This window comes from Pedobacter anseongensis (assembly GCF_037482965.1).
Taxonomy (GTDB): Bacteria; Bacteroidota; Bacteroidia; order Sphingobacteriales; family Sphingobacteriaceae; genus Pedobacter; species Pedobacter anseongensis.
In genome coordinates, this window is record NZ_JBBHKB010000003.1 from 351146 (window position 1) to 375616 (window position 24471).

General features: G+C 37.0%; 22 protein-coding genes. 15 read left to right on the top strand and 7 right to left on the bottom strand.

Annotated features, from left to right (window positions below; all coding sequences use genetic code 11):
• The first annotated feature begins 127 nt into the window (after positions 1-127).
• The 3 genes from WG904_RS12250 to WG904_RS12260 all read left to right on the top strand — a co-directional run bounded on the left by WG904_RS12250 (position 128) and on the right by WG904_RS12260 (position 4509).
• Complete coding sequence (locus WG904_RS12250) at positions 128-2311, top strand: glutamine synthetase III family protein (RefSeq protein WP_339579611.1); 2184 nt, start codon at positions 128-130, stop codon at positions 2309-2311.
• 166 nt (positions 2312-2477) lie between these two features.
• Positions 2478-3659 carry an AIR synthase related protein gene (locus WG904_RS12255; RefSeq protein WP_339579612.1) on the top strand — a complete coding sequence of 394 codons (1182 nt, stop codon included), beginning with the start codon at positions 2478-2480 and terminating at the stop codon, positions 3657-3659.
• 1 nt (position 3660) lies between these two features.
• Entirely contained in the window at positions 3661-4509 is an 849-nt protein-coding gene (locus tag WG904_RS12260) for an NAD(P)-dependent oxidoreductase (protein WP_339579613.1), read from the top strand.
• Positions 4510-4524: 15 nt separating this feature from the next.
• On the opposite strand, the gene WG904_RS12265 is transcribed toward WG904_RS12260, so the two are convergent.
• Positions 4525-5184, bottom strand: coding sequence for a LexA family transcriptional regulator (locus tag WG904_RS12265; RefSeq protein WP_339579614.1), 660 nt, complete (start codon positions 5182-5184; stop codon positions 4525-4527).
• 112 nt (positions 5185-5296) lie between these two features.
• Here WG904_RS12265 and WG904_RS12270 point away from each other — a divergent pair, with 112 nt between their 5' ends.
• Together WG904_RS12270 and WG904_RS12275 are read left to right on the top strand one after the other, a co-directional pair.
• Positions 5297-6445, top strand: a complete 1149-nt coding sequence (locus tag WG904_RS12270; RefSeq protein ID WP_339579615.1) for a hypothetical protein — start codon at positions 5297-5299, stop codon at positions 6443-6445.
• 35 nt (positions 6446-6480) lie between these two features.
• Positions 6481-7293, top strand: coding sequence for a HEPN domain-containing protein (locus WG904_RS12275; RefSeq protein WP_339579616.1), 813 nt, complete (start codon positions 6481-6483; stop codon positions 7291-7293).
• A gap of 1 nt (position 7294) precedes the next feature.
• Here the strand turns inward: WG904_RS12275 and WG904_RS12280 are convergent, their stop codons facing one another.
• Complete coding sequence (locus WG904_RS12280; RefSeq protein WP_339579617.1) at positions 7295-8086, bottom strand: LytR/AlgR family response regulator transcription factor; 792 nt, start codon at positions 8084-8086, stop codon at positions 7295-7297.
• Positions 8087-8278: 192 nt separating this feature from the next.
• Between WG904_RS12280 and WG904_RS12285 the strand changes: the two genes are divergently transcribed.
• Both WG904_RS12285 and WG904_RS12290 read left to right on the top strand, forming a co-directional pair.
• On the top strand, positions 8279-8590 hold the full coding sequence (locus WG904_RS12285) for a hypothetical protein (RefSeq protein WP_339579618.1): 312 nt from the start codon (positions 8279-8281) through the stop codon (positions 8588-8590).
• Positions 8587-9084, top strand: a complete 498-nt coding sequence (locus WG904_RS12290; protein WP_339579619.1) for a Crp/Fnr family transcriptional regulator — start codon at positions 8587-8589, stop codon at positions 9082-9084. The genes WG904_RS12285 and WG904_RS12290 overlap by 4 nt, the downstream gene beginning before the upstream one ends.
• A gap of 31 nt (positions 9085-9115) precedes the next feature.
• Here WG904_RS12290 and WG904_RS12295 read toward each other — a convergent pair whose 3' ends face one another.
• Both WG904_RS12295 and WG904_RS12300 read right to left on the bottom strand, forming a co-directional pair.
• A complete protein-coding gene (locus WG904_RS12295) occupies positions 9116-9964 on the bottom strand; it encodes a dienelactone hydrolase family protein (RefSeq protein ID WP_339579620.1) in 849 nt (282 codons plus the stop codon).
• A gap of 61 nt (positions 9965-10025) precedes the next feature.
• Positions 10026-13319, bottom strand: a complete 3294-nt coding sequence (locus WG904_RS12300; RefSeq protein ID WP_339579621.1) for a TonB-dependent receptor — start codon at positions 13317-13319, stop codon at positions 10026-10028.
• Between the two features lie 363 nt (positions 13320-13682).
• Between WG904_RS12300 and lpdA the strand changes: the two genes are divergently transcribed.
• The 4 genes from lpdA to WG904_RS12320 all read left to right on the top strand — a co-directional run bounded on the left by lpdA (position 13683) and on the right by WG904_RS12320 (position 17356).
• Positions 13683-15071, top strand: a complete 1389-nt coding sequence (gene lpdA / locus WG904_RS12305; RefSeq protein ID WP_339579622.1) for a dihydrolipoyl dehydrogenase — start codon at positions 13683-13685, stop codon at positions 15069-15071.
• Positions 15071-15910, top strand: coding sequence for an MBL fold metallo-hydrolase (locus tag WG904_RS12310; protein ID WP_339579623.1), 840 nt, complete (start codon positions 15071-15073; stop codon positions 15908-15910). Before lpdA ends, WG904_RS12310 begins: the two co-directional genes overlap by 1 nt.
• A 71-nt stretch (positions 15911-15981) precedes the next feature.
• Positions 15982-16785 carry a metallophosphoesterase family protein gene (locus WG904_RS12315; RefSeq protein ID WP_339579624.1) on the top strand — a complete coding sequence of 268 codons (804 nt, stop codon included), beginning with the start codon at positions 15982-15984 and terminating at the stop codon, positions 16783-16785.
• On the top strand, positions 16751-17356 hold the full coding sequence (locus WG904_RS12320; RefSeq protein ID WP_339579625.1) for a hypothetical protein: 606 nt from the start codon (positions 16751-16753) through the stop codon (positions 17354-17356). Before WG904_RS12315 ends, WG904_RS12320 begins: the two co-directional genes overlap by 35 nt.
• A 2-nt stretch (positions 17357-17358) precedes the next feature.
• On the opposite strand, the gene WG904_RS12325 is transcribed toward WG904_RS12320, so the two are convergent.
• Together WG904_RS12325 and WG904_RS12330 are read right to left on the bottom strand one after the other, a co-directional pair.
• On the bottom strand, positions 17359-17571 hold the full coding sequence (locus WG904_RS12325; RefSeq protein ID WP_339579626.1) for a helix-turn-helix domain-containing protein: 213 nt from the start codon (positions 17569-17571) through the stop codon (positions 17359-17361).
• Positions 17572-17658: 87 nt separating this feature from the next.
• Entirely contained in the window at positions 17659-18207 is a 549-nt protein-coding gene (locus WG904_RS12330) for a DUF2975 domain-containing protein (protein ID WP_339579627.1), read from the bottom strand.
• A 387-nt stretch (positions 18208-18594) separates the two neighbouring features.
• On the opposite strand from WG904_RS12330, the gene WG904_RS12335 reads away from it, so the two are divergent.
• The 4 genes from WG904_RS12335 (at position 18595) to WG904_RS12350 (ending at position 22792) form a co-directional block, all read left to right on the top strand.
• Positions 18595-19455, top strand: coding sequence for a sigma-70 family RNA polymerase sigma factor (locus tag WG904_RS12335; protein WP_090992569.1), 861 nt, complete (start codon positions 18595-18597; stop codon positions 19453-19455).
• Positions 19456-19574: 119 nt separating this feature from the next.
• Positions 19575-21023, top strand: coding sequence for a glyceraldehyde-3-phosphate dehydrogenase (locus tag WG904_RS12340; RefSeq protein WP_339579628.1), 1449 nt, complete (start codon positions 19575-19577; stop codon positions 21021-21023).
• Positions 21024-21026: 3 nt separating this feature from the next.
• Complete coding sequence (locus WG904_RS12345; protein ID WP_339579629.1) at positions 21027-21812, top strand: PhzF family phenazine biosynthesis protein; 786 nt, start codon at positions 21027-21029, stop codon at positions 21810-21812.
• A gap of 32 nt (positions 21813-21844) precedes the next feature.
• Entirely contained in the window at positions 21845-22792 is a 948-nt protein-coding gene (locus tag WG904_RS12350; protein ID WP_339579630.1) for a M28 family peptidase, read from the top strand.
• 42 nt (positions 22793-22834) lie between these two features.
• Here WG904_RS12350 and WG904_RS12355 read toward each other — a convergent pair whose 3' ends face one another.
• On the bottom strand, positions 22835-24469 hold the full coding sequence (locus WG904_RS12355) for a S41 family peptidase (protein WP_339579631.1): 1635 nt from the start codon (positions 24467-24469) through the stop codon (positions 22835-22837).
• Positions 24470-24471 lie beyond the last annotated feature (2 nt).

Below are 24471 nucleotides of genomic sequence, written 5' to 3' on the forward strand. Positions count from 1 at the left end.
TTTATCTAAAAAGAGTCTGTTTTTTCAACAAAAACCAAAATTTTTCTCTTTTTTTCAACATTTTAGTGATTTTTAATGCACAAAATCGAAATAAAATCATATTTTTGCTTATAAATCAATTAAACTAATGAAAAGTCTAAGAACAATTGCGTTAAAAGAGGCTCAAGGAAGAATTTCTCCAGAAGTTAAAGCCCCATCAACTAAGATTTCTGATTTTTACGGATCGAATGTTTTCGATAAGAAGAAGATGAGAGATTACTTATCTAAAGAAGTTTACGAAAAATTAATCTCTAGCATTGGTCAGGGAGAATTAATTAATCAAGAAGATGCCAACCAAATTGCCTCAGCAATGAAAACTTGGGCAATGGGTAAAGGCGCAACACATTACACACATTGGTTTCAACCTTTAACAGGCTCTACAGCAGAGAAACACGATTCGTTTTTCGAACCTAGCGGCGATGGCGCTATTGAGAAATTTGCGGGTAGTGCTTTAGTTCAGCAAGAACCGGATGCATCGAGTTTCCCAAATGGCGGTATTCGTAACACCTTCGAAGCTCGTGGTTACACGGCTTGGGATCCTTCATCACCGGCATTCATTATGGAAAGCGCAGCCGGAAAAACACTTTGTATTCCAACTGTATTTGTAGCCTATACTGGTGAAGCTTTAGATTATAAAGCACCCTTATTAAAAGCTTTAGCTGCCATGGATAAAGCTGCTGTTGATGTTTGTCAGTATTTTGATAAAAGCATCACTAAAGTAAACGCATCGTTAGGTATTGAGCAAGAATATTTCTTAGTAGATTTAGCTTTATTTAACGCTCGCCCAGATTTAGCCTTAACAGGGCGTACTTTATTCGGACATATCTCTGCAAAAGGTCAGCAATTAGAAGATCATTATTTCGGTTCAATTCCTGAGCGCGTATTTGCCTATATGGTAGACTTTGAGAATGAGGCGTTAAAATTAGGTATTCCCTTAAAAACGCGTCATAATGAAGTAGCACCTTCTCAGTTCGAGTGTGCTCCTATTTACGAAGAAATCAACTTAGCGATTGACCATAACCAATTGTTAATGGATGTGATGGAAAAAGTTGCGCGTCGCCATAACTTTAAAGTCTTATTACACGAAAAACCTTATGCTGGAATCAACGGCTCAGGTAAACATAACAACTGGTCGTTAATTACCGATACTGGCAAAAACTTATTAGCACCAGGTAAAACACCTAAAAACAACCTAATGTTCCTTGCTTTCTTTGTGAATACAATTAAAGCAGTGCATGAGCATGCCGATTTATTAAGAGCAAGTATTACTTCGGTAAGTAATGATCACCGTTTAGGTGCAAATGAGGCGCCACCAGCAATCATTTCTATTTTCTTAGGTCAACAATTAGACGAAATTTTAGAGGAAATTGAGCATTCCCGCATCAGCAAAAAAATAAAAGAAGATAATGGGTTATGGTTAGGTATTCCTAAAATTCCACAAATCTTGTTAGACAATACCGATCGTAACCGTACTTCTCCATTTGCGTTTACTGGCAATAAATTCGAGTTAAGAGCAGTGGGCTCGTCGGCTAACTCGTCGGCACCTATGACAGTTTTAAATGCCATCGTTGCTGATCAATTGGTTAAATTTAAAGTAGATGTTGATAAATTGATTAAGAAAGGCGATAAAAAAGACGTTGCATTATTAACGGTTATCAAAAAATACATTAAAGAATCGAAAGATATTCGTTTTGAAGGAAATGGCTATAGTCAAGAATGGGCAGATGAGGCAGCAAAACGTGGTTTATCGAACATCAAAACTACGCCAAAAGCATTGGATGCTTATGTAAGCGATAAAACAACTGAACTATTTACAAAAACAAATATTTTCAGTAAACGCGAATTGCATGCTCGTCACGAAATCTTATTAGAGAGCTTCTACAAAAAATTACAGATCGAAGCACGTGTAATGGGTGAAGTAACCAACAGCCAAATTTTACCAGCTGCTATGGCTTATCAGAATACGTTAATCGAAAATGCAAAGGGCTTAAAAGAACTTGGATTAAGTAAAGAAGCAATTGCCACACCACTAGGTATCATTGGCGAGCTTTCGAAACATATTGGCATTGTGAAAACCAATATCGATGCGATGTTAGAAGAACGTAAAAAAACCAATGCAATTGAAGATACACGCGATAAAGCAATTGCATACGATGAAAACGTTAAAGTTTACTTCGACACAATCCGTTACCATACCGATAAATTAGAGCAAATCGTTGATGATAGTGTTTGGCCTTTGCCAAAATTCAGAGAGTTGTTGTTCTTAAAATAATTTTTTTTTAATTTTTAAGGTTAAAAGCGTCCATTTTTATATCTGGGCGCTTTTTTTTAGTCCAAAGCCGGAAGTCTCTCGTGTCGAGTCTATTTCACTCATAAGAATTAGACTCAAGACTAATTCAAGACTTTAGACTTCCTTAAAAAACCCTATCTTTGCATCAATGAGCGATAACAGGTATAACCAGCGTGGCGTTTCTGCCTCAAAAGAAGATGTGCATGCCGCAATAAAAAATATTGATAAAGGCATATTTCCACAAGCATTTTGTAAAATTATCCCAGATATTTTAGGCAACGACGAAAGTTATTGTAACATCATGCATGCCGATGGCGCTGGAACCAAATCGTCATTAGCGTACACCTATTGGAAAGAAACTGGAGATATCTCCGTGTGGAAAGGCATTGCACAAGACGCCATCATCATGAATCTCGACGATCTAATTTGTGTGGGTGCAACCGATAACATTTTATTGTCTTCTACCATTGGTCGCAATAAAAACCTAATTCCAGGAGAGGTAATCGCAGCAATTATAAACGGAACTGAAGAAATTTTGGCCAACTTAAGGGCAATGGGAATTTCCATCTATTCTACTGGGGGCGAAACTGCTGACGTGGGTGATTTAGTGAGAACCATTATTGTAGATTCTACAGTTACCTGTAGAATGAAACGTGAAGATGTAATTAGCAATCATACCATCCAAGCAGGCGATGTAATTGTGGGTTTAGCGTCGTATGGCAAAGCTACCTACGAAGCAGAGTATAACGGCGGAATGGGTTCTAATGGACTAACCTCTGCTCGGCACGATGTATTTGAAAAAGCATTGGCAGCCGCATACCCGGAGAGTTTCGACCCAGCAGTTCCGCTTGATTTAGTCTTCTCGGGTGGCAAAAAGCTTACAGATCTTATTTTAATTGATGGTTCAGTGCATGTAACTGCAGGGAAATTAGTGCTTTCACCAACACGAACCTACGCACCCGTAATTAAACATGTATTAACGCAATATAGAAAAGACATACATGGTTTAGTACATTGTAGTGGAGGAGCACAGACCAAAGTATTGCACTTCATTAACAATGATATTCATGTAATTAAAGATAATTTATTCCCTGTACCGCCATTATTCGAGCTTATTCACGAACAATCGGGAACTGCATGGGAAGAAATGTACAAAGTATTTAACATGGGCCATCGAATGGAGCTGTATGTTCCGGAATCCATTGCTCAGGAAATCATCACCATTGCGAAAAGCTTCGCTATCGATGCACAAATTATTGGCCGCGTAGAAACTGGTACACAAAAACAGGTTACGATTTCGAGCGATAAAGGCATTTTTATTTATAATTGAGATGAATACATCAGCATTAGGCTGGATAGGCCTTGGTAAGATGGGAAATCCCATGGCAAAGCGATTACTTAATGCTGGCTATCCTTTAGCGGTTTACAATAGAGATACAACGAAAACGGACGAATTCATTGAACTGGGTGCCAAACGTGCAGTTTCTCCTTCCTCATTAATTGATGAGGTAACCATTGTTTTTGTAATGGTATCGGATGATAAGGCTATAGACGACTTGTTTAAAGGAGCGAATGGCTTGTTAACTTCAGCTGCTACAGACAAAATTATTGTAAATATGAGTACCGTTTCTCCTGCGATTAGTAAAGAAATGGCGCGATTATGTAGAGAAAAAGGAAATTATTACCTAGATGCACCCGTTTCTGGCAGTGTAAAACAGGCAGAAGACGGCCAACTCGTAATTATGGTGGGGGGCGATGAGGCAACTTACCGAAAAACAGAAGCACTACTTTCTATTTTAGGAAAAATGAGTTTACGTGTTGGCGATACTGGAGCGGGAAATACCGCTAAACTGGCCATTAATACCTTACTTGCCGTACAAGCACAGGGATTAGCAGAAACCATGGTATTTGCCGAAAATAATGGCATTCAGAAAACGGATTTAATTAGCCTAATTCATAACAGTGCGCTCGGCAATATTTTTATGAAGATTAAAGGTGATGCAGTGATCAATCAAAACTATACAGCTGTTTTTGCACTTAAGCACATTGCGAAAGATTTAAGATTAGCAAAAGCAGAAGGAATAGCTTCTCCCTTGGCGGATACCGTTTACCAAAGCTTTCAGGATGCTGAACCAAGCTTGGGAAGTGAGGATATTATTGCTATTATCAAAACAATTTAGAGTGTTGTCCAAAAACTAAATCAAGTTCCTTGTTATTTTTCCTTTAATGATAAATAGCGAACTGATGTTCTTTTTTTCGATCACTGTATCGCCTCTAAAGTTTGGGTTTGATGAGCGAAGGATTAATTTGGTAGAATCTGGGTGTTCATGAATATTTTTTATACTTCGTATCCCATTTGTTGAAGTATCACTCATAATTACATACGATTCGCCCCATTGCAGCACGTCTAAATTGGTGATGGCCTTTACGGCAATAATTTCTCCCGAAGCGTATTTTGGATACATGCTGTCGCCAAAAACAGGCAAGTACGCCGTGCAATCGTTAAAGGGCTTATAATTTACAAAATACTCGACTTCTTCTTCTGTAATTATGATATCCTCAAGCCGGGAGTCGGTTAAACTAAGATCGTAGAAAGGCACACCTTCTTTCGTTTCAACAACCTGTTGTACTTTTTTAAGCATAGGTTCACCAATTCCATCTGTTAACCATTCCCTATTTACCCCATACAGAAACTCGAGCCTATCTTTTATGGCATTCGATACACCCATGTTGTCTTTCCCACGCAATACATCCGATAATGAACCTGGCTTAATATTAAGTGCAATGGCAAATTCGTTTTGGGTTTTAAAATGGAGCATATCCATTATCTTTTTTAATCGCTGATTTTCAGTCATTTATAAAATGTTGATAAGATTGTCTTTTTAAATTTAGAATATCTACGTTAAAGCAATAGGTTTGTGAAGGCATTGCAAGTTATTAAATTCATCACAAATTACATCAATTATCATGGAAACAATCGCAAAAGAAACCAAAACAAACGAAGAGATCTTACTGCAATTAATTCAAGATTTTTTCGACAGCAGAGCACTCTCTCAACATTTACTTTTCTTAGAGTATTGGATGGAAAAGCTGTTGCTTAATCACCAGCACAAAAAATACCTGAAAGCTTCTGAATTAACCTTTTTTTCAGATAAATTTTTAAACTTGTTGGCCGCTTGCAACGAATTACAGGGCGAATTGACAGAAAACAGACTTTACTTAGAAGAATCTGTAAAAATCGCAGAACACGTTATGAGCACAGAGCAAAAATCAATTATTTTTTATCCAAATTATTTACGCAAGAGAGAAATTTGCAATCCCCTGTTGGTTTTCTCATCTATTTTTAAACACTATTCCTTAGATTACTATATTTATACTTTACAAAATTGGACTAATGCGAGTCTATTAACCGAAACCGAACCTGAGAATGTAAGGCTAATTTTTCCAGTCTATAAAAATCTCAAAAAAATGGTCGAAGCGTGTTGGCTTATTCATGAGCGTTCCATCAGCAAAAATAGTTATCAATTAACGGCTACACCTCCAAACACTTTCAATTTTCCTAGTAGCTGTCCTTTATTACTCACAGATGAATACCTCATTAACCCCTATTTATTCGTAGAATCATTTTTTAGTTTTGCTGGGATTAATGAATATAGAGAAGATATTAAACAATGGTTTAAAGCTGCCATTAATGAACATCAATGTTATGAAAATGCAAGTGATTTATTATTTCTTCATAATCAATTTACCCAACTCCTTCATGCAGGCTACTTAATAGGTAGATCAGGTCTTACCTACCAGCCCACCCATAAGTATAGCAATCAGTATGATACCTTCGCGCATTGGCTTTTAGCGAGAATGGATAACCAATTTACCACGCAAACCTTATCTCCAAATTATAAGCAAAACCCTCTTCAGTATTGCAAAGAAAATTTAACCTTAAATCACATCGTTAACTTAAGATTTGGGCTAAAAGAATGGTTAGAGGCTGCTTTAAGTACGAGTACCAGTATTACTTCATTAGATCACTTTTTTATTTTTGATCAATTCGAAGAGTTGCAAAAAATACTTGAAGCATTATTCCTTCTGATTGTTCAACCGGTGTTAGCCGATTAATTTTATTCATCAAACCATTTTCTTTGTACATCAATATGCAACTGAACACCTATAATTTAACCCTGCAAACAGCTCCAAGTGAATTTTATCTAACTCCAGTAGTTAATTTCCTCAAGGAAGTAATTCCATCATCTTACATTTTTCGTACTACCGCTTCTGCAAATCGAACTGATTTAATCATTATTATGGATCAATATAAATATAAACCTTTTGATGAGATCCATACCTTATTAGATTTTGCTGTGCTCGGGCACGAGAACATTAATTGTACCGTATATACATATGGTACTATTTACGAATTTTTATCAAAAGGACATCTTTATTTTTCTAGCTTATGCACACCCAAAAACTGCGTATACCAAAGCAACCCGAACTTTAGTTTACCTCTCCTCCATCCAGAAAAACGTAACGAGTTGATCGAAAAATCACAAGTACTGTTTAATCAAAACATTCAAAAAGCAATAACTTTCTTTAAGGGGGCTTGTAAATTTGTAAACGAAAGCGAAAGCACAATTTCTGCCTTTATGCTGCAGCAGGCCTGCGAACTTACCTATAGAAGCCTATTGTTAACTTTAAGAGGTAAGCAGGTTAAATGCCATGACCTGATCGTACTGAGGAAGCACCTAAGTCACTTTGCCCCTGCCATAATTGGCGTTTTAGATACAGAAGAAGCTAAAGAAATCGCATTACTCACTTCCATTCAGGAAGCATACATTAAATCACGGTACGATCAAACTTACAAGATAAGCCTCAACGAACTTGCAGACTCTATATCAGCTGCTGATAAACTTATAAAAAGTGCTAAGGAAATTTTCAATTACCAATGCCAAAAAATACTAATACAGTAAATTATTTATAGAACCATCTTCTAAAATCTTTAGCTCGGTCTTTACTCACAGTTGATGTGATTTCTTTGATTTTCAGCGTAAGATTTATCTTACCATAACTGCCGGCGCTAAATTTTTCAACAGCATCTTTATGTACAATTTGGCTTCTGTTAATTTTAAAAAAATACTTTTCATCTAAGATTTCTTGAACTGCTTTAAGTGATAGGTCTAAAATATGTTCTTCTTCGTTGAAGGTGATTATCCAATTAATCTGACCAAGCTGATAAATCAGCGCAATCTCCATCAGATTTATTGGAACATATGTACCCCTCTGATAAACTAAAACTTTTTCACTGTAGCATGCTATTTCTACATTTTTATCCCTTGTCGATAAATATTGTCGGTCGAGGTAAATAACCAAATAAAATGAATTGGCTACGTAGAAAAACATGCCAAGTAAAGAAAGCTCTTTAACAAAAGAAACTCGTTTAATTGCATCATCATCAATAATCTCATCAAAAAATGCAGATAAAAGAATAAAAACACATAGCGGAATTAAGAAACCATATAAAAACTGCTTACGGATGCGATAAATAGTAGTATGCCTTGCACTTTTAGTATTTTCTAATTTTTTAGCTACCCACCTTATGCCAAGAAGTATACACAGTAATAGTGTACATATTATTAGGAATGAAAAAGATGAACCTTTGCGTCCTAAATTTAGTAAATGAGCACAAAATAAAATAACAGGTATCCAAAGCGTCCATATTAAAAATGCAATTAACTTGCGCGGTTTTTTGAGTAGCGAGTTCATATTGGAAATTTATATTCAAAGAAGAATAATTATTCCTAATTGAGATACCGTAATTTTACCCTTTTTTTTAAAAACATTTTTTCTATACCGTCTCAGTTGCGAATTTATCCGCTTCGCTAAAATTTTCCTCATTTCTGTGGTTAAGGCCTGTTTTTCCATCTAGTTTTAGTTCATTCTAAAAAAAACGAGAAAATGAACAAATTCCAACTTACCCAAGGAGGCATATTAGCGCTACAGCGTTTGCTGTACGAATTGCCCGATTCGAAATTAGCGATAGAAGTATTGGCCTTAAGAACAGATTTTAAGCAATGGATTAAAACAAAATTCGAACTACAGCGAGATGAGCTCGACTTCATAGATGAGCTCAATTCCCATTTTTCGGAATATGCAGCAATAAAATTGAGCAATTTTATTGCGCAAAGAAAGCCCATTCAATTTTCGGTAATCGAATTTAAACCCAAACTAACTCAAACAGCTATTCCTACACCATGTATACCCCAATGAAAAATTTAAAATTTAACACCTACTTAAATGCGATGACCTGCAGTAATGAACCCGCCTTAAGCCTTATCTTATCACAACTTAGCAAACCGATAAGCTACAGTAAGAACGACGTAATTTATCAGCGCGGAAGAATCCCAGAACATTTATCCTATATAGAAAAAGGAAACGCGATCGCATTGTCGCAATCAAAACCAAATAGACAGGTTTTACGGTTTTGGATGCCAAATCAACTCATTTGTCCGAATGGATTCTTTAACAATCTGCCTACTACCCAAAGTATAGTGGCGCTCGACAATTGTTTAATTAGCGCATTAAGTTATAGACAATTATATGCTTTTTTAAATGATTTCCCGCAGGCCTACAAAATTATAAATGCATTGCTAAAGGCCGAAATAAATTTAGTAGAGCTAACGATTAAAAGCAGGAAACAACATCCATCCCCCAAAAATCATGAAGCCTTGTTAGAAGCCTTAGCCTTATCGTTTGATGAATAGTAGGGAGCATTGAGATTGAACCTTTTTGAAGTTAACTTAATTTTAACTTAAACAAATCGATTGTACGTTGCCAAGCTAATTTAGCAGCTGGTTCATTATATCGTGTTGCCGAAGTATTGTTGTTAAATGCATGGTTAACCCCATCATAAACAAATAGTTTATAATCGACATTATTTTGCTTCAACGCTTGCTCGAAAGCAGGGATACCTGCGTTAATACGCTCATCTAAACCTCCATAATGCAACATCAAACTCGCTTTAATTTTAGACACATCTTCTGCCTTAGCCTGGGCACCATAATAAGCAACCGCAGCATTCAGCTTCGGATCCATAACAGCCAGCTTATTAGCCATTCCACCGCCCCAGCAGAAACCCATGCAACCAGTTTTACCGTTACCATTTCTAAGCCCCCTTAAATAAGCCAATGCTTTGAGATAGTTTTGAACATTTTTTTCTGGATCGAGTTTTCCAATCAGCTCACGCCCCTTGTCTTCGTCTACCGGTGTACCCCCAAAAGGCGAAAGTGCATCAACACCAAGAGCGATAAAACCTTCGGCAGCCAATCGTTTAGTCACATCAATAATATGGGGTGTTAAACCCCGATTCTCATGAATAACAACTACTGAACCCAATTTCTTATTCCCTTTTGGTTGAGCAAGTACTGCTTTTACGTCGCCATCTACACCTGGGAAAGTTATCTGCTCTATCAATAGATCATCAGAATGAAAAGAGGCTGCAGCATAATTGCTTTCTAATAAGGGCAATAGCGTTAATGCCAAGGCCGTACTTCCAGTTAAGACCCCCAATTTTTTCATAAACTCTTTCCTGCTGATTTCGCTGTGAGTATACGAGTCGTAAAGCTTGATTATTTTCTGATCCATAAAATAAATTTACAAAAAAACCCCGACGTACTGCCGGGGTTTTGCATTAATTAATTTGAGATTAGTTAAAGTTATAACGAAACCCAAATTGCATGTAATAAGTAGAAGAAATGCTTGTGTTAATCCGATTAGATTCAGAAATCAATGCATTATTTACTGTATTAAGTCTAAATGTTGGCTGACTAGTTCCACCCGGTGTAACTGTAACCGGAGCCAAAACATTTGCATTATTGATACTAAAAGTTCCCCATTTCGAGTTAATTAAATTTCCTACATTAAATACATCAAAGAATAGTTCTAATGCATTTGAGCTACCAGCAACTTTCCCTCTATATAACTCTTGTGAAAATCTAAAATCAAATTGATGTCTCCAAGGCGCAACAGCTCCATTTCTCTCTGCATACATCCCCTTTCTAGATTTCAAATATTCATCACTTTCAATTAATTTAAAGAAAGCTTCGCTTTGCTGTGCAGGCGTGAAAGAACCATTAGCAACAAAAGTAATTTCTGAAGGATCCTTAGGAACATAAATCAAGTCATTAATTTGATTATCTTTATTAAAATCAGATGAATAGAAATAAGAATATCGACCTTGTGAACCACCTTGATAGAATAATGACATTCCAGTTTTCAAGCCTTTAATCCATTCTGATTTATATCCAACACTACTAACAACTCTGTGAGGAAGTACGTTCGAAGTATAAGAAAGCTCAGCTACGTTAGAATTACCGCCAGATTGGTAAGGAATACTCCACAAATTTAAGATTTGATCACCGGCTTGGTCACCAAAGTTTTTAGCACTACTGTAAGTATATGCCGCTGTTAAATCCCAATTGTTGCCGAACGGTTTAGTTAATTGGAAACTGGTAGAGAAATAGTGACCACCTTTAACGTTGTACATTACAATTGCGTCAAAATTACCGGTTCCTGTAGGACTTACCACACCACTGCTCAATTTATTTATATATCGGCCAACACCAGCTGGGAAAATTAACCTGTTATCTGGATATCCTGAAATATTTAATGGAGTAGGATCATTTAGATTAGCATTTCTAGCTACAACTGAATTGATATCCTTACCATAAATCATTTCTATTGTCCCTATAAATCCAAACGGCAATTTCGCATCTAAACCTAAACTCGATTTCCACTGCTGAGGGAATTTCAAGTCAGGAGACATTGCAGAAATAGAGGATGGAATTGACGTACCGGCAGCAGGCAAAGTTGCAGGGTATAGTGATTTATAATTTGGATTAAAGTTAGGCATATTTGGATTTGTTGCACCACTGATGGATTGAGTGAACTGAATTAAGCCAGCATCGCCAGATTGAGCAACAATCCATACAAATGGAATACGACCAGTGAAAACACCCGAACCCCCTCTTAACTGTACACTTCTATCGCCCAATATATCGTAGTTAAACCCTATACGAGGAGAAAACATTAATCTCGATTTTGGTAAAACACCTGTATTGATTTTCTCACCAGCATTAAATGATAATGCTTCTACCAGAGGGTGTGTTTTAATTTCTGATACATCAGGGTAGGTTGGCAATTCCAGTCTTAAGCCTAATGTAACCTTAAACTTATCACTTACAGAAATGTCATCTTGTCCATAGGCAGACAATTGGAAAAATTTAAAGCTAGGAAAAGCTTGAGAACCATCTGCTGTTAGTGGGTATGTAAGCGCAAAATTTACTGGCTTTGCCCCATTAACAAAGTCATCCCAAGTATTAAATACGTAGTAACCAGTTCCGAAGCGTTGAAAGCCGTTTTTAACTTTGCTCATTTCAGCTTGTGCACCAAAGGTAAAGTTATGCTTTCCAGTAGTGAAAGTTAAATCATCATTAACTGTATAGGTAGTTACGTCTCTTAAGTTACCAAATGTAAATGGCTCATAGCCAAACGAAACTAAAGTTGAATTTCCAGTACGTGGAGAAGTTAACCCCTTGTCTAAAATATCTACCAAAGGAAACTCACTTCCAGGAGAAGACCTCGGATCGTTTTGATGAGCGTAAGATACTCTTAATGAATTATTAATTTTTCCAAAGTTAGAGTTTAATTCTGCAGTACCCGCATATAAGTTAGCCTCTTGAAAATAGTTTGAGTTAAAAAACGACATCGAATAAATACTCTGACGATTATCTGAAGCAGTAAAATTTGATCCAGATGTTGAAGTACTAATTTGAGATGGAGACTTACTCTCTACTTGAGAATAACGGATATTAAATCTATGTTTTGAATTAATGTTCCAATCTAGACGAGCAAATATTTTATCATTGTTACTTTTATTTGAGTAGCCTTGATATGCACCTGTTTCATAACCATAGGTACTCGCTAAATATTGGCTTACCTGATCCATAAACGCTGCACTCGGTCTTGCAATATTTAAAGTAGAATTTTCAACACCATTTACTGAAGCAACTTTGGTAGGCCCTGGTTCAACTGTTTTTCGACTCTCTAAATTAACAAAAAAGAATAATTTGTTCTTGATAATCGGACCACCCAAGCTAAAGCCATATTGTTTCTCATCAAGTTGTTGAAGATTCGTAATTACATTATTGTTAACCCTAACACCTTGCTGTTTCTCCGAACGTAACGTATACAAAGCATTACCGAAAAATGTATTTTTACCAGATCTAGTAACGGCATTTACAGAAGCCCCTGTAAAACCAGTTTGTCTCACATCAAATGGGGTAACATTTACCGAAATTTCCTCTAATGCATCAATTGAAATCGGCGATCCATTTGCTGGAATGTTCTGACCAATACCAAACTGATTGTTAAAATTTGCACCATCAACAGTAAAGTTATTAGAACGGTACGACCCGCCTCCAATTGAAGTTCCATTAGCTTGAGGAGTTAAACGTGTAACATCGTTCACGCTTCTCGTAATAGAAGGAAGTTCCTCAATTTTAGCTCTTGAGATAATGGTTGATGCCCCACTTTTTTTAGAATTCATAATCGGGTCTACTTTGGAACCACTAATTACCACTTCTTTTAAAACAGAGGCATTGTCAGTTAGAACCAAATTTACGGTAAAGGTTTCACCTAACTTTAAATAGACATCCTCTAATTTCTGGGGCTTGAAACCAATGAAACTAACCTCTATACTATAAGGCCCACCTATACGCATATTCCCAATTAAAAAGCGACCACTTGCATTCGTGAGTGCGCTATAAACAGTACCTGTTGGGGTGTGCGTAGCTTTAATGCTTGCACCAGGCAAAGCCTCTTTCGAGTCTTTTATAGTACCTGTCATCGACGAAGTGGTAACCTGAGCATTAGCTCCAGTTAGAAAACCAACAAAAACGAAGACAATTACTAAAACTTTTAATAGTAGAGTTTTTTTCATACTTTTTTAATTAAATTTTTGTTTGTTAAAATGTTAAAATAACGGAACAAAGTTAACTATTAATTTTGTTCTACTTCTCATTTCCAATGTTAAATAATTATTAATTACTTCAAAACTTATCAACACTTAACATTAAACGAAAAATATATAAGTATCAGTTTATCAATAGCTTAATAAATAGAGGTTTTATAGGTTTTAAGTAGGGTATCCGAATTAATTAGCAGTTAAATTGTCAAAAATCAGTAGATGAATTGCATTACCCTTATTTTAACCAACATTTTTTTTAATTTTGACACATTATTTAAGCTGATTTCCTTTTTAAATAAGGTCAGTCCTATTTAATTAAAAATAAAAGACAAACAGATGAACTACGATTTAATTGTAATAGGTAGCGGTCCGGGTGGATATGTTACGGCAATAAGGGCTTCACAATTGGGTTTAAAAACTGCAATTGTAGAACGTGAATCTTTAGGCGGTATATGCCTAAACTGGGGTTGTATTCCTACCAAAGCTTTATTAAAAAGCGCACAAGTATTTGAATACATTAACCACGCAGCCGATTATGGCATTAAAACTGCCGAAGCAACTGCCGATTTCGCCGCTGTAGTTAAACGTAGTCGCGACGTTGCCGATGGCATGAGCAAAGGCGTTCAGTTCTTAATGAAAAAGAATAAGATCGACGTAATTATGGGTACCGGTAAAGTAAAACCGGGCCAAAAAGTAGAAGTTAAATCAGCTGATGGCACTCAAAAAGAACTCACAGCTAAAAATATAGTAATCGCTACGGGCGGCCGCTCAAGAGAATTGCCCAACTTAAAACAAGATGGTAAAAAAGTAATCGGTTATCGCCAAGCGATGGTTTTACCAGAGTTACCAAAAACCATGGTAATTGTAGGTTCTGGAGCCATTGGTGTAGAGTTCGCCTATTTTTACGCAACCATGGGTACAAAAGTTACCATTGTCGAATTTATGGATAACATTGTTCCGGTAGAAGATGAAGACATTTCTAAACAGTTATTGCGCAGCTTGAAGAAAACAGGTATCGACATCATGACTTCTTCGAGTGTAGAATCGGTTGATACTAGCGGACAAGGTTGTAAAGTACAAGTTAAAACCGCTGCAGGGATGCAGACCATTGAGTGCGATATTGTACTTTCGGCAGCAGGCGTAGTGGCAAACATCGAAAATATAGGCTTAGAAGAAACAGGTATCAAAACCGAAAAAGGTAAAGTGGTGGTTGATGAATTTTACAATACTTCTGTAAAAGGATATTATGCCATTGGCGATATTGTTAGTGGGCAAGCTTTAGCACACGTGGCATCGGCCGAAGGAATTATCTGCGTAGAGAAAATTGCTGGTCAACATGCCGAACCTTTAGATTACAATAACATACCTGGTTGTACCTACTGCTCACCAGAAATTGCATCAGTGGGTTACACTGAAAAAGCAGCCAAAGCAGCAGGTTACGAGTTAAAAATTGGTAAATTCCCATTCTCGGCTTCTGGTAAAGCAAGTGCTGCCGGTGCAAAAGATGGTTTTGTAAAATTAATTTTCGATGCCAAATATGGAGAATTATTAGGTGCGCACATGATCGGGGCTAACGTAACAGAGATGATTGCCGAAATTGTAGTTGCACGTAAATTAGAAACTACCGGTCACGAAATGATTAAATCGGTTCACCCCCACCCAACCATGAGCGAAGCCATTATGGAAGCTGCTGCTGATGCGTATGGTGAGGTGATTCACTTGTAATGAATTTACATACCATAAACACCGGCTTTTTCAAACTTGATGGCGGAGCCATGTTCGGTGTGGTTCCGAAATCGATTTGGCAAAAAAGCAATCCTGCAGATTCAAACAATCTGTGTGATTGGGCTATGCGTTGTCTATTAATTGAGGATGGAGAGAGATTGATCTTGATAGACAATGGCATAGGCAATAAGCAGGATGAAAAGTTTATGGGGCATTATTTTTTGCATGGCGAAGATACCTTAGATAAATCTTTAGCTGCCAAAGGATTTAACCGAGCCGATATTACAGATGTTTTTTTAACCCATTTGCATTTTGATCATTGTGGCGGGTCGATTGAGCGTGTGGGCGACAACTTAACCCCGGCCTTTAAAAACGCATACTATTGGAGTAATGCACAGCATTGGGAATGGGCCGTTAATCCTAACGATAGAGAAAAAGCCTCGTTTTTAAAGGAGAACATTTTGCCGATTCAGGAAAGTGGACAATTGCGTTATGTAGAAAATGAAGATGGCGTTTCGTTTCAGGAAAATATAAAAATTCGTTTCGCCTTCGGGCATACTGATGCCATGATGTTGCCTCAACTAACCTATAAAGATACAACCATAGTGTACATGGCCGATTTATTGCCTTCAGTGGGGCACATTCCCCTACCCTATATAATGGCTTACGATATGTTTCCACTACAAACGTTAAAGGAGAAAAAATCATTCTTGGCAGAGGCAGCCACAAACAACTATATCTTGTACTTAGAGCACGATCCGATAAACGAATGCTGTACGCTACAGCATACTGAAAAAGGTGTCCGTTTGGCGGAAACGTTTAGACTGGACGAGATCTAAGCTCAAAGTGTCTATGTGGTAAAAAATTAAACATTGTGGGGCATAAATATGTTAGAGTTAAAAAGTCCAGCATGTTTAAAATAAACTTTTGCTTTTCCCTCCTCTTCCTTACCCTTTGGGGATGCAATTCTGACGAATACAGTCCGAACCAAAAATTTAATCGAAGTACCGCTACAGCCGTTAATTCAAGAGAAATAAGCGAGTTGCCAAGCAAACCTGCCGGCACAACGATAAGAATTGCAGTATCTGGCGATACCCAACGTAACTATAAGGAATCTGAAGATTTTGTAACTTTGATTAATGCTCGAAAAGACATCGATTTTGTAGTATTAAATGGAGATATATCTGATTTCGGACTGCTGTTAGAGTTTGATGGTATTTATAAAATATATGATAAACTGAATGTTCCATTTATATCGGTAATTGGAAATCACGATTTAGTAGCGAATGGTTCTGACGTGTATAAACATATGTTTGGTGACCTTAATTTTACGTTCAACTATGCTGGAATCAAATTTGTTTGCCACGATACCAACGGAAGGGAATACGATTTTAATGGGACGACCCCAAATATGGCTTGGTTAAGAAATAATTTAAAATTAGAAAATGGTGTTGATCGGTTACTTGCTTTTTCACATGTTCCGCCAACGGATGGCGATTTTGATCCAAAATTAACAACACCCTATCAAGATTTATTAAATCAGACCCCTGGAATGATTGCATCCATCCATTCCCATCAACATCAACCCGAAATTACGAAGTATCAAAACGGGAAAGGCATTCCTTTTATCATTACCAATGCCATCGTTAACCGCGCATTTACTCTTATCACCATCACTAATGGACAAATTGCTGCCGAAGAAATTAAGTTTTAAGTTTATCCTCATTTTAGGATTGTTGGTATCATCAGCCTATGCGCAAACTTCTTTCTTGACGCATGTTAAGCCTGATCAGGTGAATTTACAATATGCGGGAAGCATTGGCTATTTTAGTGGAGGAATTGGGTATAATTTGTTCAATGAAAAAGCAGCCTTAAGTGTTCATTATGGGTATGTACCGAAAAACAAAGGCGGTTGGATGAGTATTTTTACGGCAAAGTTTGAATATAAACCTTTCGCCATAAAAATTAAGGACAAGTTTATTATTCACCCTATCAACCCCGTTTTCTTTCCTTCGTATACTTCGGGCGAAAATTTTGATTATCAATTTAAAACCAGTCAGTACCGCAAAGGTTATTATTTTTGGTCGTCGGCCCTACGTTTACATTTAGGAGCCGGAACCGAAGTAAAAATTATCAGCCATTTAAATTCTTCGTTAAAATCGGTGAGTCTTTACGCAGAAGCCAATACGAACGATTTATATGCGATAAGCTGGTTCGAGAATAGAACATCGACACCTTTTTATAAAATGTTTAAGTTGGGGTATGGGGTGAGGGTTAATTTTTAAAATTAGAAAGATTCATCTCTAAATTCCAAAATATCTCCTGGCTGGCATTCTAATACTTTACATATTGCCTCTAAGGTTTCCAATCTCACGGCTTTGGCCTTACCCGTTTTTAAGATGGAAAGGTTAGACAAGGTAATGCCAACCCTTTCACTGAGTTCAGTTAATGACATTTTACGCTTGGCCATCATTACGTCTAAGTTTACGATTATGGGCATTATAGATTAGTATTTAGTATAAAGCAGTTAGATCAACGATGTTTAAATGATTAGTTCATTATCTTGTTGTAAAATCATCCCTCATAATTATATTGTTAAATCTTGATCTTTCTTAATCTTCATTCCACTCATAAAAACTTCTGCTAAACCTAAGCCAATTAATCCAGGGAGAATATATCGTTCAAATGTGCTAACAAGGCCAATGAGTGAGCTGGTGAAAACTTTCATATTTCCTTTAAGCAAAGCTGCTATGGTGTAAATGAGTTTAAAACAGAGCATCAAACAGGCAAAACCTAAAAAATAATAGGCAATTTTTCGGATCCTATTGGCTTGATTTTCATGAAATACACCGTCTATTAAAATAGATTTAACAATCTTTCTAATTTGATATAATACAATACCAAAAATAACTCGTGAGATAAGTATAGGGATCAAAGCGAGATAAGCAAACCAAGCGATAGAGAATTTTAATGAATCAAACCTCCCAGAATCAGGAAACCTATCAGCCATATCCGAAAACCTATTCACCCAAGGAGTAGCATAAATAAAAGGTACTATAATAGAGGCTGCAATTATAAACAAGGCTATGTCTATCCCCCTCAATAATAATGTCAGTCTTTTCGTATTTGTTTCCATAACTATATTTCGTAAATTTTTGTTCTTCTCGTAGTTATTTAATATCGGTTTACTAAGTTTATCTTTTTAAATAGTCAATTATTATCCTCGCCTTGTTGTAAAGAATTTGTCAGTGCTCCATCAATTAAAAATAGAATATAACACAAACATAAATGATTTATTATTAAAAATCAAAATATTTTTATTGTTTTACAATAAATATTAACCTTTAATCAACTAAACCCCATATTTACTGCCAAATTAAATTTGGAATGATTTTTGCTATTAAAGTATTTGTTAAAAAAGTGCCCTAAAGTGTAACATTTTCAACAATTTATCCTTTCGTGTTGACTAAAATTTTCGTATTTTTGCAGCTTCGAAATATTAAGTGACGACCAAAACATATAAATGAGACAACTCAAAATAACCCAATCCATTACCAACCGCGAAAGTCAATCCTTAGACAAATACTTGCACGAGATTGGAAAAGTAGATTTAATTACCGCAGAAGAAGAAGTAATATTAGCCCGTAAAATTCGTGAAGGTGATCAAGCTGCCTTAGAGCGCTTAACAAAAACCAACTTACGTTTTGTGGTATCGGTAGCTAAACAATATCAAAATCAAGGCTTAACGCTGGGCGATTTAATTAACGAAGGAAACTTAGGTTTAATTAAAGCTGCAAAACGTTTTGATGAAACGAAAGGTTTCAAGTTTATCTCTTACGCCGTTTGGTGGATTCGTCAGTCTATATTACAAGCTATTGCCGAGCAAAGTCGTATTGTTCGTTTACCATTAAATCAAGTTGGCTCCTTAAGCAAAATTAGTAAAGCCTTCTCTAAATTGGAGCAAGAATTTGAACGCGAACCTTCGCCAGAAGAGTTGGCAGATATTTTAGAAACCACAGTTGATAAAATTTCAGACACACTAAGCAATTCTGGTCGCCATGTTTCTATGGATGCGCCATTTGTTCAGGGTGAAGAAAATACATTATTAGATGTATTAGAAAACCACGAACCCAATACGGATAGCAACTTAATAAATGAATCGCTTTCTGAAGAAATTAAACGTTCACTATCAACACTAACCGAACGTGAACGTGAAATTATTGTATTGTTTTTCGGATTAAGTACAAATCACCCGCTTTCGTTAGAAGAAATTGGTGAGAAATTTAATTTAACCCGCGAACGCGTTCGTCAGATAAAAGACAAAGCGTTACAACGCTTACGTCACACCTCACGTAGTAAGATTTTAAAATCGTATTTAGGCTAGACTTCAACAGACGTTACCCCTCATCAGATGAGGTTTAATAATATAATTACAGAAAAGATTGGGTACTCGCCCGATCTTTTTTACTTTTGCAGCAATTCTAACCAAATTAATTTTCTTGTATGTTAAACAAATACCAGTCAGAGTTTCAGAGCTGGATTGAGAAAGAGAAGAAAGCGCTCGAACTCATCCGTTGTGTTGGTCAATTGTGGTTTGATCGCTCTATCGAACTTGTACTTTTCCGCAAACCATTATTCGATGTAGGAAGTAGTGAAATTCTTGCTCATCATCAATACGCCAAAGATGTTAGTGGAAAGGACATTTCGATTTACGAAACCCTCGAATTGGCATCCACTATCGCCAAATGCAGCCTGGCACCCTCGCGAATAGATGTGGGCCGACTAGCTTCTGAATGGTTAGACGAAAACAATACCCATTCTTCGATGTACGATTTTGTGGTGAGTAAACTCTCAAAACATATCGGAAAAGATAAATTTAACCTAAAACCTAAAGATGTTGTGCTTTATGGCTTTGGCCGAATTGGCCGAATTGCCGCTCGCGAGTTAATTGTGCAAGCCGGTAAAGGCGAGCAGCTTCGTTTACGCGCAATTGTTACCCGAAGCTATAGCGACGAAGAATTAATTAAACGTGCCGAATTGCTACGAACCGATTCGATCCACGGACCGTTTAATGGAACAATCGTAGAAGATTTCGAAAACCGAGCACTCATCATTAACGGACAAACCATTTATTTCATCGTTGCTAAAGAACCTGAAGAGGCAGATTATAGCGTACATGGCATTGAGGATGCGCTATTGATAGATAATACCGGAGTTTATCGCGATAGAGAGGGACTAAGTAGACATTTAAACGCCAAAGGAATCACTAAAGTTCTTTTAACTGCACCTGCCAAAGGCGATATCCCGAACATTGTAACCGGCATTAACGACGCCGATTTCGATTATAAAACGGAAACGATTTTCTCTAATGCTTCGTGTACCACCAATGCCATTATACCGGTGTTAAAAGTGATGGATGATACATTTGGCATCGAAAAAGGGCATATCGAAACCGTTCATTCTTACACCAATGATCAAAACTTACTCGATAATTACCATAAAAAATATCGCCGTGGACGCTCTGCAGCACTCAACCTTGTTATTACAGAAACTGGCGCCGATAAAGCTGTAGCAAAAGTGATTCCCCATTTAGGTGGTAAATTAACCGGAAATGCTGTTCGTGTACCTACTCCCAATGTTTCATTAGCTATTTTAAACCTTTCGTTAAACAAAGTAACTTCAAAAGAAGAAGTTGCCGAGGTTTTAACGCAAGCTTCGCTATTTGGCGATTTATCAGAGCAATTAGAATATTCTATCTCTAACGAATTGGTAAGCACCGATTTAATTGGGAACAGCCATGCTTCTATTGTAGACGGCCCTGCAACAATTATTGCGAGAGATAATAAATCGATTGTATTATACACCTGGTATGATAACGAATATGGGTATACTCGACAAGTTATTCGTTTGGCGAAAAAGCTTGCAGGTGTGGTGCGATTAACGTATTATTAGCAAATGAATTTTACTATCTTTCAAGTCGACGCTTTTACGGACCAATTATTTGGTGGAAATCCCGCTGCAATCGTTCCGCTTACCACATGGTTACCTGCACCTAAGATGCAAACCATTGCTGCCGAGAATAATTTAGCCGAAACCGCTTTTTTTATCCCACAGGGTGATGATTTTGGGCTTCGATGGTTTACACCAGAATTGGAAATCGATTTATGCGGTCACGCTACACTAGCCACTGCCCACATTCTGTTCACCGAACTTGGTTACACTAAAGACACCATTCATTTCCATACCCTAAAAGCTGGTACACTTACCGTTACCAAAGCCAACGGCCTGTATACGTTAGACTTCCCATCAAGACCAACAACACCATGCGATGCTCCTGAAGGCCTCCTAAGTGCATTGGGCGGCAAAACACCGCTTCAAATACTTAAATCGAGAGATTACATGTTGGTGTACGAATCTGAAGCAGATATTTTAGCCCTTAAGCCTGATTTCGGGGCACTGTCAAAATTAGACATGATGGGTGTAATTGTAACGGCAAAAGGCGATAAAAGTGATTTTGTATCTCGATTTTTTATTCCCGCAGCCGGAATAAATGAAGACCCTGTTACCGGCTCAGCACATTGCAATTTAATTCCCTATTGGGCACAGAAATTAAACAAAAATGAACTTCATGCTTATCAGGTTTCGGCACGTAGAGGAGAATTATGGTGTAGCTTAAAGGGTGATCGCGTGCTCATGGCAGGTAAAGCAGTAACGTATTTAAAAGGCGAAATTTATATTTAAATATTTACCTTTAACACCGAAATAAACAGATTATGAAGAAATTATTTTTTATACCCCTCGCCTTTTTATTAAGTTGTGGATCGGTAAAAACCAATACTGCTCAAACTTCGGTTAGCGCACAGTTATTAAAAGACGTAGAAACATTATCATTAGATTCGTACGAAGGACGTAAATCGGGAACAAAAGGTGCTGAAATGGCTAGAACTTATCTTACTGGCCGACTAATAGAAATTGGCTTAAAACCTTATCCTGGCATGAATAGCTTTGAGCAACCTTTCGAAATAAAAGGAAGAAATGGTGCTGCAGCAATTGAAGGAAAAAACCTAATCGCTTATATGCCTGGTAAAACTGATAACATTATTGTAATCTCGGCACATTACGACCATGTTGGGGTAAAACAAAATGAAGTATTTAATGGTGCTGATGATAATGCCTCGGGAGTTGCTGGATTACTACAATTCGCCAAGTATTTCTCAAAAAACAAACCAAACAACACCTTAATATTTGCTATTTTCGATGCTGAAGAAATGGGTTTACTAGGCGCTAAAGCTTTTGTGGCTAAACCACCTGTTGCACTCGAAAAAATTAAATTAAATATTAATATGGATATGATAAGCCATAACGATAAAGGAGAGCTTTATGCAACAGGAACCTTCAAATACCCTGCACTAAAACCTTTTATTTACACTACTAACCCTAAGCTTAAACTCTTATTTGGTCACGACGATCCTAAATTGGGAAGAGACGACTGGACAAATCAAAGCGACCAAGGCGCATTTAACGCAAAGAATATTCCTTTTATTTATTTCGGTGTAGAAGATCATAAAGATTATCACAAGGCTACAGACGAATATCAAAACATTAATAAAGCGTTTTTTATCGATGCAGCAAATGCCATTCAAAGTGTAATTGTAAATATCGATAAGCAACGCGATATTCAAGCAATCTTTAAAGAGAACTTACAAATGCAAAAGCAATAATTTTAAACAAAAAAAATCCCGATTTCACAATCGGGATTTTTTTTACTTCTTAAGCTTATGCCTCGTTTCTATCATCCCGACAAATTCGTTCCCACTTCCTATAGGCTTCATAGGCTGTAAGCTTTCTATGCTCACATTTCTACCCTGTATGGACATTGTTTTTGCAGCAGAAGATACCACTGCTCCAGGTGCAATCTGATTAAGTGCTACCGATGTGTAATACTCATTTGGATCTCCAAAATTATTTCTCGGATCGTCTAGATCCCCTCTAATTGCATCAGTAAATACCACATCAGGTTGCATGCCGTCAAAATAATCGCCCTGTCCGAGTGCATTTTTAGTTTGGAACAACGAATAATATACCTCGTATTTATTTTCGATCGTTATCGGAAAAAATCCAACAGGTTTACCGTAAGTTTTGGTTCCTACCACTTTAACATTCATATAGGGTTTTAAACAGTTAATCACCAATTCACTTGCCGAAGCTGTATTGCCAGTAACAATGAAGATGACATTCGAAATTTTATTATCGTTATTTAAAGGACCTGCTTTAACAAATAATTCGGTATTACTGGCAACAGAATAATTCACATCGGCATACGTAATCATCTTTCCATTCTGATATTGAACCTTTTTATTTGCATCTAATAAGGGCTGATTAGCTAAAATTGTTGCTCCATTTGCTTGCATTAACGGATTATAATACTCTGCAAACATTACTTTTCCATTTGCCGAAGCTGGCGCAATTTGGTTAATTAAATATTGGGCGGTATTTACATATCCACCCCCATTATACCTTAAATCTATAATTAAATCGCTTACTCCCGCTGCACTGAATTCTGAAAACGCCAGATCGAAATCTGCTTTTGAATTCGTACTCAAATTAGAAAAACGCGCATAGGCTAAATACCCAATTTTTTTGGCGCCTGCCGTAAATACCTTTTTAGCAAATACTGGACTACTTTTATAGCTTGCTTTATTTAAGGTATAGGTAAATGGGGCACCAGAAAGTCCATCGGTATAATGAACACCTTCAATCGTGATAGGCGATGACCCACTCAATGCCGTGTTGATGATAGGCAAATCAGTATTCGAATTATCCCCAATATTACGGCCATTAAGTTTATAAATACGGTCACTTCTTACTACTCCTGCTTTATCTGCTGGCGAATTTTGAAACACCCCAGTAACGAACAATGCAAACGTAGTTCCTCCTTGTCCATATGCTCCCAATTTCAGTCCAAAATCATTTCCATTTCCCTCTAAGTCTACTACACTTTTTTTCTCTGGGATAAAAGCTGTTGGATTTTTATTGGCGATATCTGAGATGTAAGAATACTTTGAATCAATTACATTAACCCCATTTACCAAATATTGATAATATTCATAGGGAAGCCCCGTAGCTGGATTTATTTTGTACTGAGCCAAAGCGATCAGTTCCTTCTCGTAATTTAAGAAATCTGTACTTTCGGTTGTATACTTTCTTGGATTAAATGCATCTTGACTTGGTAATGCATCACTCCACAAATAGATTTGCTTGGCATATAAAAATATGGAGTCGCGCGTTAAATTTGCACGATTTGTATCTGGTTCAGGCGTTGGATCAACCTTCTTCTTGCAAGAAACCAATCCCACGCTCAGTAGGGTTAGTAAAAGTATAGCTTGTTTTAGTTTCATTT